We start from the raw sequence: 13,805 nt of genomic DNA, 5'->3' as shown, positions 1-13,805 counted from the left end.
GGGAAGGAACTCCGTGACCTTGGGACGAGTCGACTCGTCTTGCTTTACCAGTTGCCGAATGCCGCGGGCTTGCCACGGTGTACAGCGCAGGTATGAGAAGTTAACGTAAGCACAGCCGTTTTACATAGAAGGAAGGACTCGTGGAACAGACCCTCGCGACCTGGTTGCTCCCGATCGTCGGCCTCATCGCCGGCATCGCCATTGGCTACCTGGTGGCCCGCAACAGCGCGCCCAACCGTACGCAACGCCAGGTGGACGACCTGCAGGAGCGTTTCGATACCTACCAGAGCGAAGTGGTTACCCACTTCAACACGACTGCCGCCCTGCTGCGCAAGCTCACCAGCAGCTACCAGGACATTCAGGACCACCTGAGCGAAGGCGCCGACCGCCTGGCGCTCGACGAGCAGACCCGCGAGCGCCTGCTCGCCGCGCTGCGCAACGACGACCATTCCAGCCCGCGCGAACGTCTGAGCTCGCCGGCGTTCACCGAACCACCGAAGGACTATGCGCCCAAGGACGATGACGCCCCTGGCACGCTGCACGAAAACTTCGGCTTCAAGCAGCGCCACTGAAGCGCTGGCGGGAGCGCCATGGCGCTCCCGCATCCCTCCTCTTTTACTGCCGCAGACGCATCGACAGATCCACCGCGCGTACATGCTTGGTCAGCGCGCCGATGGAGATGTAATCGACCCCGGTCTGCGCAACCGCCAGCAAAGTCTCCTCGCCGATCCCGCCAGACGCCTCCAGCTTGGCGCGACCGCGTGCCAAGCCGACTGCCGTACGCATGTCGTCGAGGCTCAGCTCGTCCAGCATGACGATATCGGCGCCGGCCTGCAGCGCCTGCTCCAGCTCGTCGAGACTCTCGACCTCGACCTCGACCGGCTTGCCCGGGGCGATACGATGCGCCGCCACGATCGCCTGGGCGATACTGCCGCAGGCGGCAATGTGGTTCTCCTTGATCAGGAACGCATCGTAGAGGCCGATACGATGGTTGTGGCAGCCACCACAGGTCACCGCGTACTTCTGCGCCAGCCGCAGGCCTGGCAGCGTCTTGCGGGTGTCGAGCAGCTTCACGCCGGTACCCTCGACCAGATCGGCATAGTGCCTACAGCTGGTCGCAACGCCGGACAGCATCTGTAGAAAATTCAGCGCCGTGCGCTCACCAGTCAGCAGCGCGCGCGCCGGCCCCTCGAGATGAAACAGCACCTGATCGGCCTCGACTCGCTCGCCATCGGCCACTTGCCAGTGCACCGCGACCCGCGGATCAAGCTGGCGGAATACCGCATCGACCCATGCCACACCGCTGATTACCGCCGCCTCACGGGTGATGACCGAAGCGTGCGCCAGACGCTCTGCCGGAATCAGTTGCGCGGTGATGTCGCCGCTACCGATATCTTCCGCAAGCGCCCGACGAACGGTGGCATCAATTTCAGCGGAAAGATCGGCAAGTATCAGGTTAGGCATGGCAGACTCCACATGGTTTGATCCGAAGTATAAAGGCGGCCCGCAAAGGAGCGCGACCTCCGACATAGACCGCCTGCGCTGACCGTTCGGCAGAAACTCGCCAGGTATCTGTGACATGGATCATGCCGGGCAAAAATGCGGATTCGATTAGCCACACTGGTGGCCGATAATCCGCTTAATTATTCTGGCGCCACATAAATGACGCCTTTCAGCGCCTTTTGTTACCCTTGACGCCCACGAAGCGTACGTGACCGCCCGACCGGCCGGCGACCACAGGAGAGTCTCGATGCGAACCGATGCCAAAGTGGTGCACCTGAACAAGGCCACCCCTGAGCACAGACCAACGTCACCGGCCGCTAAGTTGCCGGTAGCGCTGATCAGCGTCCGCGACAAGGCTGCCCAGCAACTGCGCCAAGCGTTGCAGACACTGTTCGATAACGCCGACGATTCGCTGTTCGAGATCGCCGACCGCGCCACCAGCAATACCGAACAAAGCGCCTTCTTCGAAGCCATGCGCGACCTGCGCATGAAGCGACGCACCATCGAGCGCAGCTTTCTGCATCAGCTGTTCGAAGCCTTCGCCACGCTCAACCAGTACGAGATCGGCAAGCCCCAACCGCTCGAAGGCGTGACCTTCGACAGCCTCAGCCTGGTGCAGAACGACGAGCTGGAAGAATCCGTCGCAATCGACACGATGGTGACCAAAGTAACTGGGCGCACCATCCCTGCGCTCGGCCACCTGACGACCCGCATGAACGCGCTGGTCACCAGAAAGCTCGACGACAAGTCCAACCCGCTCGGCCCGAGCGCGATCTGCGACTACTTCCTTGCCGCTTGCAGCAGCCTCGGCGTGCCGATCAAGGTCAAACTGATCATTCTCAAGCTCTTCGAAAAGTACGTACTGACCGAGCTGGATCAACTCTACGCGGACGCCAACCTGACGCTCGCAGCAGCCGGCATCCTGCCCGAACTGCAATCGACCGTTCCACACCGCCCACACCGGCCGAGCGCTGGCGTCAGCACCAGCAGCTCCGCAAGCACGCATGCCAGCCAGACGAACATACACGAGAGCGGTCAGCAGGAAGCCGTCTTCAGTGCACTGCTTGATCTGCTTTCCGAAGCCCGCAACAGCAGCGCACTGGCCCCACGCAGCGCGCCCAGCGACGCGATCCCGATCTCCAGCAACGACCTGCTGCGCCTGCTATCGCACATGCAGGCACGCGCACCGCAAACCGTTGACGAGCACAACCTGCAAGGACAACTCGACCAGCTACTCCAGCGCGTGAGCGCCAAGAGCGGCAAGTCGCGTGTGGTTGGCGAAGTCGACGAAGACGTGATCAATCTGGTGTCGATGCTGTTCGAGTTCATTCTCGACGATCGCAATCTGCCGGATTCGCTCAAAGCCCTGATCGGCCGCCTGCAGATACCGCTGCTCAAAGTAGCGGTACTGGACAAGACGTTCTTCAGCCGCGGCAGCCACCCGGCTCGCCGCCTGCTCAACGAGATCGCCTCGGCTGCTCTGGGCTGGAGCGATCAGGACGAAGCGCAGCGCGACAGTCTGTATCAGAAGATCGAGCAGATCGTGGCGCGCCTGCTGAATGACTTCACCGACGACCCGAGCATCTTCTCCGAGCTGCTGGCGGATTTCCTCGCCTTCATCGGCGATGAGCGCCGGCGCAGCGAGCTGCTTGAGCAACGCACCCGCGATGCCGAGGAAGGACGCGCCAAGGCCGAGATCGCCCGTCAGGCCGTCGAACAGGCGCTCAATCAGCGTCTTCTCGGCAAGACTCTGCCCGAAGTGGTGGTACGCCTGCTACAGGAGGCCTGGAGCAAGGTCCTGCTGCTGATCTGCCTGAAGCATGGCACGCAGTCGTCGCAGTGGGACGATGCATTAATGACGATGGACGAGCTGATCTGGAGCGTGACGCCGCATGCCGATGAACAGTCGCGCGAGCAGCTCATGCAGCTGGTGCCCAACCTGCTCAAGTCCCTGCGCGAAGGCCTGACCAGCGCCGCGTTCGATCCGTTCTCCACCGGAGAGTTCTTCACCCAGCTGGAGGCCCTGCACGTACAGACACTGCAACGCTTCGAGCAGCCTGTAGCCGAAGCGGCCGCGAGCATGGACGCTGTCCAGCCCGCCACCCAAGCCGAAATCACCACTCCGCCAGCGCCCGTCATGGTCGAAGTGGTCGAGGAAATTCAGCTGCTGACGCCCGGCGAAAGTCGCGAGCGTCAACCCGAGGCCTGCCTGCCCGAGCACGATGCGGCGCTGAACCAGGTCGACAATCTGCGCGTGGGTAGCTGGGTAGAGTTCCAGGAAGACGAAGAGCACAAGCTGCGCTGCAAACTGGCCGCTGTGATCAAACCGACCGGCCGCTACATCTTCGTCAACCGCACCGGCATGAAGGTCCTGGAGAAAACCCGCATGGGCCTGGCCAGCGAGTTCCAGCGCGGCGCCATCCGTCTACTCAACGACACGCTGCTGTTCGACCGCGCACTGGAGTCCGTGATCGGCAACCTGCGCAAATTGAAGAACAACTAACCCCCCGTGACGCGAGCCCTTTACGGGCCTCGCGGCCACGCGCTTGGCATTTCACACAGCACGACTAGACTCAGCACACGCCATTCGAGGTGCTTATGTCCAGCCGCCTGAATCCCGAAGACCAGCAGCGCGTAGACGACTATCTCAGCGCACCACAGCATCAGGTCGAGCGCCAGCCGTTCCGCCCGTGGCTCCTGCTCGCGTTGGTACTGAGCGTGGTTCTAGGCCTCGGCCTGCTGAGCCGGCTGCTGGGCCGCCTGGTAACGTGAGGCAAGGCACTAGCGCGAGCGGAATCCTTCTTCACAAAAACGAGCCATAAAAAAAGCTGGATGCCATTTCTGACATCCAGCTTTCTATGGCTTCCTGCGAAGCCTTGTATGGTGGGTCGTGTAGGATTCGAACCTACGACCAATTGGTTAAAAGCCAACTGCTCTACCAACTGAGCTAACGACCCAAAAATGGTCGGGGTAGGGGGATTCGAACTCCCGACATCCTGCTCCCAAAGCAGGCGCGCTACCGGACTGCGCTATACCCCGATTGGAATTTGGCTCCGCGACCTGGACTCGAACCAGGGACCCAATGATTAACAGTCATTTGCTCTACCGACTGAGCTATCGCGGAACAACTTACATTCCAGCTCCTCGGCGGTACTTATGTTCCCGCTTCAGAGGCGCGCCATTTTACGGTTCCCGATAACGCTGTCAAGCCTGGAAATGCGATTCAGGACAATGTGTTGCACTCAGCCGAGGCAAATGAGGCATCGCTCGACAACCCAATGCCCGCGCAGCACCTCCGAGGCACCACGCAGGCCTGTTCCGTCAGCTCAGGCGAAAACCACCTGATCGCCCTCCACCCGCGCCTTGATCATGCTGCCTGGCGCGAACTGGCCGGCCAGGATCTGCTGCGCCAACGGGTTCTCGATCCAGCGCTGGATCGCACGCTTGAGCGGCCGCGCGCCGTATACCGGGTCGTAACCGACGGCAATCAGCTTGTCCATCGCCTCCTGCGTCAGCTCCAGGCTCAGCTCGCGCTCCGCCAGACGCTTGCGCAGGCGCGCCAGCTGAATTTCGGCGATGCCGGCGATCTGCTCGCGTGCCAGCGGATCGAATACCACCACCTCATCGATACGGTTGATGAATTCGGGACGGAAATGATGCCCCACCGCGTCCATCACCGCCGCCCGCTGGGCGTCGGGATCGCCGACCAGCTCCTGAATCTGCATCGAGCCGAGGTTGGAGGTCATCACGATCACGGTGTTCTTGAAGTCCACCGTGCGTCCGTGACTATCGGTGAGACGCCCGTCTTCCAGCACCTGCAGCAAGACGTTGAACACGTCCGGATGCGCCTTTTCCACCTCATCCATCAGCACCACGGAGTACGGTTTGCGCCGCACCGCCTCGGTCAGATAACCGCCCTCCTCGTAGCCAACATAGCCCGGCGGTGCACCGATCAGCCGCGCCACCGAGTGCTTCTCCATGAACTCGGACATGTCGATGCGGATCATTGCCTCCTCGGTATCGAAGAGAAACTCGGCCAGCGCCTTGCACAGCTCGGTCTTGCCGACACCGGTCGGGCCGAGGAAGAGGAACGAGCCGCTCGGCCGATTCGGATCGGCCAGGCCAGCGCGTGAGCGGCGCACCGCATTGGCCACCGCGACCACTGCCTCGTGCTGACCGATGACCCGCTGGTGCAACATATCCTCCATGCGCAGCAGCTTTTCGCGTTCTCCTTCGAGCATCTTCGACACGGGGATGCCGGTCCACTTGGAGACCACCTCGGCGATCTCTTCGTCGGTCACCTTGTTGCGCAGCAGCTGGTTCTCGGTCTTGCCGTGCTGATCGACCATCTGCAGGCTGCGCTCCAGATCGGGAATGATCCCGTACTGCAGCTCAGCCATGCGCGCCAGGTCGCCCTTGCGCCGCGCTGCCTCGAGATCGGCCTTGGCCTGCTCGATCTTCTGCTGCAGCTGGGCAGAGCCCTGCACTTCGGCCTTCTCCGACTTCCAGATTTCCTCGAGGTCGGCGTACTCCTTCTCCAGCTTGGCGATATCGTCTTCCAGCTTGGCCAGACGCTTGCGGGTCGCCTCATCGTCTTCCTTCTTCAGCGCCTCGCGCTCGATCTTCAGCTGGATCAGCCGGCGATCCAGACGATCCAGTGCCTCGGGCTTGGAATCGATCTCCATGCGAATACGGCTGGCCGCCTCGTCGATCAGGTCGATGGCCTTGTCCGGCAACTGGCGGTCGGTGATGTAGCGATGGCTGAGCTTGGCCGCGGCGATGATTGCACCGTCGGTAATGGTCACGCCGTGGTGCACTTCGTAGCGCTCCTTCAGGCCACGCAGGATGGCGATGGTGTCCTCCTCGCTCGGCTCGTCCACCAGCACCTTCTGGAAGCGCCGCTCCAGCGCCGCGTCCTTCTCGATGTACTGGCGGTACTCATCCAGCGTGGTGGCGCCGACGCAGTGCAGCTCACCGCGCGCCAGGGCCGGCTTAAGCATGTTGCCGGCATCCATCGCACCTTCGGCCTTGCCGGCACCGACCATGGTGTGCAGCTCGTCGATGAACAGGATCACCCGCCCTTCCTGCTTGGACAGCTCGTTGAGCACCGCCTTGAGGCGCTCCTCGAACTCGCCGCGGAACTTAGCACCGGCGATCAGCGCGCCCATGTCGAGCGCCAGCAGGCGCTTGTCCTTCAGGCCGTCAGGGACCTCGCCATTGACGATGCGCTGGGCCAGACCCTCGACGATGGCGGTCTTGCCCACGCCCGGCTCGCCGATCAGTACCGGGTTGTTCTTGGTACGCCGCTGCAGAACCTGGATGGTGCGACGGATCTCGTCGTCACGACCGATCACCGGATCGAGCTTGCCGTCCTCGGCACGCTTGGTCATGTCCACCGTGTACTTGTCCAGCGCCTGACGTGACTCCTCGGCGTTGGGGTCGTTGACCGCTTCGCCACCGCGCAAGTTGGCGATGGCGTTTTCCAGCGCCTTCTTCGATACACCTTGCGCCAGCAGTAGTTTGCCGAGACGGGTATTCGCATCGAGAGCCGCCAGCAGCACCAGCTCGCTGGAGATGAACTGGTCGCCCTTCTGCTGCGCCAGGCGGTCGGCCTGATTGAGCAGACGCGCCAGATCCTGGGACATGTTCATGTCGCCAGTCGGGTTCTGCAGCTTGGGTAGCTGATCGAGTTCTTTGGTCAGCGCCTGACGCAGCGCGGCGATATCGAAGCCCACCTGCATCAGCAATGGCCTGATCGAGCCGCCCTGCTGCTCCAGCAGGGCCTGCATCAGGTGCAGCGGTTCGATAGCCGGATGATCCAGGCCAACCGCAATGGATTGTGCATCGGAGAGCGCAAGCTGGAGCTTGCTGGTCAGACGATCGATACGCATGAACGTTCATCCTCAAGTGAAGCGGGCCGGCACACCGAGTCGCGCCATGACAAAAACCCGCGAGATGCAGAATAGATGAGGATGATTGTTGGCGATTCAAGCCAGACGGCATTGATGCATGTCATGCGGCAGGGCGAACCGGCGACAGGTCAGCGCGACCGGCCTCAGCGCGTCGCTCAGCCGTCGATCCACACCAGGCTGGCGAAGCGGCCGGTACGCGCGGCCCGACGGTACGAATAGAAGCGCGCGTCGCTGAACGTACACAGCCCACCGCCATAAACGGCGTCGACGCCGACCGCAGCCAGTCGAATGCGGGCCAGCTGGTACAGATCGGCCATGAAACGCCCGGCGTTACGGCTTGGCGTAAACGCCTCGGCCGCATCGACATGCTGCGCCACGAATGCCTCGCGCACCTCGGGTCCGACCTCAAACACCGCCGGACCGATGGCCGGCCCGAGCCAGACCAGCAGCTCCGCAGCCGGTACCGCCAGCGCGCCGAGCGTCATCTCGAGCACGCCGCCGGCCAGCCCCCGCCAGCCCGCGTGCGCCGCCGCGACGCGCGTGCCGGCTCGGTTGCAGAACAGTACCGGCAGGCAATCCGCAGTCAGCACTGCGCAGGCCTCACCCGGCACATCGCTCCAGCTGGCATCAGCCGTCGCGCAACTGCCGGCAACGGCCTTGATCGCCGTACTCGAATGCACCTGGCTCAACCAGACCGGTCGACAACCAAGCAGACCCTGCAAATGCTGGCGATTCCAGGCGACCGCCGACGGATCGTCGCCAACGTGATCGCCGAGGTTGAAGCTGTCGAACGGCGGCACGCTCATACCGCCCGTGCGGGTGGTCACGCAGGCACGGATCGTCGCCGGGGCCGGCCAGTCCGGCAGCAGCCAGCCGTGCGGCCAGCCGCTCACCCGACGAACGCCTCGCGATCCTGCTGCAGCAGCGTCAACAGCCAGACGAAGTCATCCGGCAGCGGCGACTCCCACTTCATCCGCTCGCCAGTGGCCGGATGATCCAGCTCGAGGAAACGCGCGTGCAGCGCCTGGCGCGGGAACTCGCGCAGGGTCTGCACCAGCGTCGGATTGGCCGCCGGCGGAATGCGGAAGCGTCCGGCATACAGCGGATCGCCCACCAGCGGATAGCCGATGTGAGTCATATGCACGCGAATCTGGTGGGTGCGCCCGGTTTCCAGCTTGACCCGCACATGGGTGTGCGCACGGAAGCGTTCAAGCACGCGGAAATGGCTGACCGCCGGCTTGCCGCCTTCCACCACTGCCATGCGCTGGCGCTGCTGACCGTGGCGACCAATCGGCGCATCGACGGTGCCGCCGGTGATGACCACACCGACCACGATCGCCTCATAGATGCGGCTGACGCTGCGCGCCTGCAACTGCTCGACCAGCCGTGTCTGCGCCTGCAACGTCTTGGCGACCACCATCAGGCCGGTGGTGTCCTTGTCCAGACGATGCACGATGCCGGCGCGCGGCACGTTGATCAGGTCAGGCACGTGGTGCAGCAATGCATTGAGCAGCGTGCCGTCGGCATGCCCGGCGGCTGGATGCACAACCAGCCCGGCCGGTTTGTCGATGACCAGGATGTGCTCGTCCTCGTAGACGATATCGAGCGGAATCTCCTGTGCCAGCCACTCGCCCTGCGCCTGCTGCTCGGCGTTCAATTCGAGGATCGCGCCGGCGTGCACCGTATCGCGCGGGCGCAGCACGGCGCCGTCGACCCTCAGCAGGCCGTCCTTGATCCAGGCAGCCAGGCGCGAACGCGAATGCTCGGAAAACAACTGTGCCGCGACCTGGTCGAGACGTTGGCCGCCGAGGTCGAACGGCACCTCGGCACGCATATGAATAGCCTGTTTGGAAATCTCGGACATAGGGGCACTGCGGCGGGGGCGCAGGCTTTGGTTTCGCCTGCACGCTTGTGTTTAAATACGGCGTCTTTGTCCCGGCTGACCGGGGCGCTCATCATAACAGGACGGCTCCGTGCGAGACAGCCAGCCGTCACAGGGACGCAAGCCGCCATGCAAGTGAAACACCTGCTGCTGATCGCCATCCTCGCCCTTACCGCCGCCTGCTCCTCCACCGAGACCGTCGACGAAAACCTGGGTGAAGTCGAACTGTATCAGCAGGCCCAAGCCGACCTGGACAACAAGGCTTATACCAGTGCGATCAGCAAGCTCAAGGCCCTGGAATCGCGCTATCCGTTCGGCCGCTTCGCCGAGCAGGCCCAGCTGGAACTGATCTACGCCTACTATCGCAACCTCGAACCGGAAGCCGCACGCTCCTCGGCGGAACGCTTCATCCGCCTGCACCCGCAGCATCCGAACGTCGACTATGCCTACTACCTCAAGGGTCTGGCCTCGTTCGACCAGGATCGCGGCCTGCTCGCCCGTTTCCTGCCGCTGGACATGACCAAGCGCGACCCCGGTGCCGCCCGCGATTCGTTCAACGAATTCGCCCAACTCACCAGTCGCTACCCCAACAGCCGCTACGCCCCGGACGCCAAGGCGCGCATGATCTACCTGCGCAACCTGCTGGCGGCCAACGAGATCCACGTCGCGCACTACTACCTCAAGCGTCAGGCCTACGTCGCCGCGGCCAACCGCGGCCGCTACGTGGTGGAAAACTTCCAGGGCACGCCGGCAGTCGCCGACGGCCTGGCGGTGATGACCGAGGCCTATCAGCGCCTGGGCCTCGAGGAGCTGGCAGCGACCAGCCTGCAGACCCTCGAAACCAACTACCCGGACCACGAGACGCTGGAAGAAGGCACCTTCACCCCGCGTGAAACCGAGGCCGACACCCGCGGCTGGCTGAGCCAGGCCACCCTCGGCCTGATCGAAAGCGAAGCGCCGCGCCCGGACACCTCACGCGCCAACCGGGACGTGATTCGTCAGTACGAAGCCGCCGCGCAGGACCTGCCGGAAGAGCTGCGCCCCGTGCTCAAGGAAGCCGAACAACCAAGCGAAGAACGCTCCTGGTGGAGCTACATGACCTTCGGCCTGTTCGACTGACACCCGCGTCAATAACCGTCTGGCCCGGTGAGCCCCAACGCCGCCGGGCGTTATGCAATCTCGTTGCGCATGTCAGGAAGGGATAAATGGGCCTGCTTCGCCTGCTGTTCTGGATCGCTCTGATCGCCGCCGCCTTCTGGCTGTGGCGACGCATGACGCGCAAGCCCGAGCGCAACCCCGAGCCGAGCGCGCAACCAATGGTGCGCTGCGCTCATTGCGGCGTGCACCTGCCGCGCACGCAGGCGGTACAGGGCAAGGAACACTGGTATTGCAGCCAGGCGCATCTGCAGGATGGCGAGGCTGGTGGGCACTGAGAACCTGGCCTTCCTGGGCGACCAGGGCCGGCGCATCCTGCGGCTGTATCATCTTTATCGCCTGACCATCGGCCTGGCGCTGGTGCTGCTGATCAGCAGCGACCTGCACGACAGCCTGCTGCAGATGAGCAATCCGGCGCTGTTCAGCAACGGCGCCTGGCTCTACCTGATCCTCAACATCATCGTGTCCGTGCTGGTGCAGAACCCGAAACGGGATCTGCCAGTGCTGGGCCTGGCGCTAATGGACGTGATCCTGCTGTCGGGGCTGTTCTACTTCGCCGGCGGCACCCCCAGTGGCATCGGCAATCTGCTGATCGTCGCCGTGGCCATCGCCAACATTCTGCTGCGCGGACGGGTCGGCTTCTTCGTCGCCGCGGTCGCGGCGATCGGTCTGATCTATCTGACCTTCTATCTCAGCCTGAGCAAGCCAGAAGCCGCGCGCCAGTTCGTCCAGGCCGCAGCGCTGGGCACCCTGTGCTTTGCCGCCGCCCTGCTGGTGCAGGGCTTGACCCGCCGCCTGCAGGCCAGCGAACACCTGGCGCGTCAGCGGGCCGAGGATGTCGCCAACCTGGAGGCATTGAACGCGCTGATTCTGCAACGCATGCGCACCGGCATCCTGGTCCTCGATCCGCAACGACAAGTGCTGCTGGCCAATCAGGGCGCGCAACAGCTGCTCGAGCAACCGGAGACCGGCGGAATGCCGCTCGCCGAATACTGCCCGGACCTGCTGAATCGTCTGCAGCAATGGCAAAGCAACCCGACCCTGCGCCCGGAGCCGCTGAAGATCGGCCAGAGCGGCCCGATCGTGCAGCCGAGTTTCGCCTCGCTGCAGCACGGCGAGAAACGCAACACGCTGGTGTTTCTCGAGGACAGCTCGCACATCGCGCAGAAGGCCCAGCAGCTCAAGCTCGCCTCGCTCGGCCGACTGACCGCCAGCATCGCCCACGAAATCCGCAACCCGCTTGGTGCCATCAGCCACGCGGCGCAGCTGCTGCACGAATCCGAATCCCTGGATGCTGCGGACCGGCGTCTGGCGCAGATCATCCAGGATCATTCGCGACGCATGAACCTGGTCATCGAGAACGTCCTGCAGCTCTCGCGCCGACGCCAGGCCGAACCGCAGCTACTGGATCTCAAGTACTGGCTGCACCGCTTCGTCAGCGAGCTGCGCAACACCCTGGCACCACAGCAGAGCGTGCACCTGGAAGTCATCGGCAGCTCCCTGCAGACACGCATGGACCCCAACCAGCTCACCCAGGTGCTGACCAACCTCGTGCAGAACGGCCTGCGCTACAGCGGCTTGCGCCATGCCCGCGCCCAGGTATGGTTGCGCCTGTATCGCGACCCGGCCAGCGACCTGCCGGTGGTTGAAGTCCTCGACGATGGCGACGGAGTGGCCACCGAGCAGCTGCAGAACATTTTCGAACCCTTCTTCACCACCGAGAGCAAGGGTACCGGGCTGGGCCTGTATATTTCCCGCGAGCTGTGCGAAAGCAACCAGGCACGCCTGGATTACCGCGAGCGCCCGGGGGGTGGCAGCTGCTTTCATATCGTCTTTGCGCATGCGAGCAAGACCGGCTGAACGCGCCTATCACGGGCGCACCCGATCACACAACGACCAACCCGGTATCCGCCAGGCCGAGCCGGGGCGTTAACATGACCCACCGCCGCCATCGGCGAACCGAACCAACGAAGCAGGACCCATGAGCGCCCGCCAGAAAGCACTGATCATCGATGACGAGCCCGACATTCGCGAACTCCTGGAAATCACCCTGGGGCGCATGAAGCTCGACACCCGCAGCGCCCGCAATCTCAAGGAGGCCCGCGAGTGGCTGGCGCGCGAACACTATGACCTGTGCCTGACCGACATGCGCCTGCCCGATGGCAGCGGACTGGAGCTGGTGCAGCTCATTCAGCAACAGCACCCACAGCTGCCGGTGGCGATGATCACCGCCTACGGCAGCCTGGACACCGCCATCAGCGCGCTCAAGGCCGGCGCCTTCGACTTCCTCACCAAGCCGGTCGACCTCAACCGTCTGCGCGAGCTGGTCAGCACCGCACTGCGCGTACGCAGCGCCCCCACCGAAGCGGCACCGGTGGACAGCCGCCTGCTCGGCAGTTCGCCGCCGATGAAGGTGCTGCGCAAGCAGATCGACAAGCTCGCCCGCAGCCAGGCGCCGGTCTACATCAGCGGCGAATCCGGCAGCGGCAAGGAGCTGGTGGCGCGGCTGATTCACGAACAGGGGCCGCGCAGCGAGCGGCCGTTCGTACCGGTCAACTGCGGAGCGATTCCGTCGGAGCTGATGGAGAGCGAATTCTTCGGCCACAAGAAAGGCAGCTTCAGCGGCGCCATCGAAGACAAGCCGGGGCTGTTCCAGGTAGCCAATGGCGGCACCCTGTTCCTCGACGAAGTAGCCGACCTGCCGCTGCCGATGCAGGTCAAGCTGCTGCGCGCCATCCAGGAAAAGGCCGTGCGCGCGGTTGGTGGCACTCAGGAAGTGCTGGTCGATGTGCGCATCCTCTGCGCCACCCACAAGGATCTCGCCAGCGAAGTCGCCGCCGGGCGCTTCCGCCAGGACCTGTACTACCGCCTCAACGTCATCGAACTGCGCGTGCCGCCGTTGCGCGAGCGTCGAGAAGACATCGCCCTGCTGGCCGATGCGATGCTGCGCCGCCTGGCGCAGGAATGCGGCGACAGCCCGGCGCACCTGCATCCCGACGCCCTGGCGAAATTGCTGGCCTATCGCTTTCCGGGCAACGTGCGCGAACTGGAGAACATGCTCGAACGCGCCTACACCCTGTGCGACGGCGACGAGATCAAGGCCGCGGACCTGCGCCTGGCCGACAGCCCGGGGCCGGGAGAAAGCGGAGAAGTCAGCCTGGCGCAGATCGACAGCCTGGAAGACCACCTGGAGGAGATCGAGCGCAAGCTGATCATGCAGGCGCTCGAGGAAACCCGCTGGAACCGCACCGCCGCGGCACAGCGCCTGGGCCTGACCTTCCGCTCGATGCGTTATCGACTGAAGAAGCTCGGCCTGGATTGAGCCGCCAGCAGGTCGCGCATCGCGCCTGTCG

General features: G+C 63.9%; 11 protein-coding genes and 3 tRNA genes. 7 read left to right on the top strand and 7 right to left on the bottom strand.

Annotated elements, in window-relative coordinates; genetic code table 11:
- Window positions 1-140: 140 nt before the first annotated feature.
- Window positions 141-572, top strand: coding sequence for a Z-ring associated ZapG family protein (locus NAV27_RS14940; RefSeq protein WP_008569745.1), 432 nt, complete (start codon window positions 141-143; stop codon window positions 570-572).
- Window positions 573-615: 43 nt separating this feature from the next.
- Here the strand turns inward: NAV27_RS14940 and nadC are convergent, their stop codons facing one another.
- Entirely contained in the window at window positions 616-1,464 is an 849-nt protein-coding gene (gene nadC, locus NAV27_RS14935) for a carboxylating nicotinate-nucleotide diphosphorylase (protein WP_102827804.1), read from the bottom strand.
- A gap of 286 nt (window positions 1,465-1,750) precedes the next feature.
- Between nadC and NAV27_RS14930 the strand changes: the two genes are divergently transcribed.
- The gene (locus NAV27_RS14930) at window positions 1,751-4,006 is read left to right on the top strand and encodes a DUF1631 domain-containing protein (protein ID WP_102827805.1); all 2,256 of its coding nucleotides are present in this window, start codon (window positions 1,751-1,753) and stop codon (window positions 4,004-4,006) included.
- Window positions 4,007-4,101: 95 nt separating this feature from the next.
- Window positions 4,102-4,275, top strand: coding sequence for a DUF3094 family protein (locus tag NAV27_RS14925; protein ID WP_008569742.1), 174 nt, complete (start codon window positions 4,102-4,104; stop codon window positions 4,273-4,275).
- A 109-nt stretch (window positions 4,276-4,384) separates the two neighbouring features.
- On the opposite strand, the gene NAV27_RS14920 is transcribed toward NAV27_RS14925, so the two are convergent.
- The 6 genes from NAV27_RS14920 to rluD form a co-directional block, all read right to left on the bottom strand.
- A tRNA-Lys gene (locus tag NAV27_RS14920) sits at window positions 4,385-4,460 on the bottom strand.
- 5 nt (window positions 4,461-4,465) lie between these two features.
- A tRNA-Pro gene (locus tag NAV27_RS14915) sits at window positions 4,466-4,542 on the bottom strand.
- Window positions 4,543-4,551: 9 nt separating this feature from the next.
- Window positions 4,552-4,627: transfer RNA gene (locus NAV27_RS14910), tRNA-Asn, on the bottom strand.
- Window positions 4,628-4,829: 202 nt separating this feature from the next.
- Window positions 4,830-7,394 (bottom strand): ATP-dependent chaperone ClpB, encoded by a 2,565-nt coding sequence (clpB, locus tag NAV27_RS14905; RefSeq protein ID WP_102827806.1) that lies wholly within the window; start codon window positions 7,392-7,394, stop codon window positions 4,830-4,832.
- A 176-nt stretch (window positions 7,395-7,570) separates the two neighbouring features.
- Complete coding sequence (gene pgeF / locus NAV27_RS14900; protein ID WP_102827807.1) at window positions 7,571-8,308, bottom strand: peptidoglycan editing factor PgeF; 738 nt, start codon at window positions 8,306-8,308, stop codon at window positions 7,571-7,573.
- Window positions 8,305-9,279: a 23S rRNA pseudouridine(1911/1915/1917) synthase RluD gene (gene rluD, locus NAV27_RS14895; protein ID WP_102827808.1), complete on the bottom strand. Its 975-nt coding sequence runs from the start codon at window positions 9,277-9,279 to the stop codon at window positions 8,305-8,307. Before rluD ends, pgeF begins: the two co-directional genes overlap by 4 nt.
- Before the next feature lie 147 nt (window positions 9,280-9,426).
- On the opposite strand from rluD, the gene NAV27_RS14890 reads away from it, so the two are divergent.
- The 4 genes from NAV27_RS14890 to NAV27_RS14875 all read left to right on the top strand — a co-directional run bounded on the left by NAV27_RS14890 (window position 9,427) and on the right by NAV27_RS14875 (window position 13,774).
- On the top strand, window positions 9,427-10,416 hold the full coding sequence (locus NAV27_RS14890) for an outer membrane protein assembly factor BamD (protein WP_008569738.1): 990 nt from the start codon (window positions 9,427-9,429) through the stop codon (window positions 10,414-10,416).
- Window positions 10,417-10,502: 86 nt separating this feature from the next.
- Window positions 10,503-10,730 (top strand): PP0621 family protein, encoded by a 228-nt coding sequence (locus NAV27_RS14885; protein WP_102827809.1) that lies wholly within the window; start codon window positions 10,503-10,505, stop codon window positions 10,728-10,730.
- A complete protein-coding gene (locus NAV27_RS14880; protein WP_102828256.1) occupies window positions 10,720-12,312 on the top strand; it encodes a sensor histidine kinase in 1,593 nt (530 codons plus the stop codon). Before NAV27_RS14885 ends, NAV27_RS14880 begins: the two co-directional genes overlap by 11 nt.
- A 121-nt stretch (window positions 12,313-12,433) precedes the next feature.
- The gene (locus tag NAV27_RS14875) at window positions 12,434-13,774 is read left to right on the top strand and encodes a sigma-54-dependent transcriptional regulator (protein WP_077682103.1); all 1,341 of its coding nucleotides are present in this window, start codon (window positions 12,434-12,436) and stop codon (window positions 13,772-13,774) included.
- Window positions 13,775-13,805: the final 31 nt, after the last annotated feature.

Origin of the sequence: Stutzerimonas degradans (assembly GCF_024448505.1) — a bacterium.
Classification (GTDB): Bacteria; Pseudomonadota; Gammaproteobacteria; order Pseudomonadales; family Pseudomonadaceae; genus Stutzerimonas; species Stutzerimonas degradans.
This window is presented reverse-complemented; position numbering and strand designations above follow the sequence as displayed.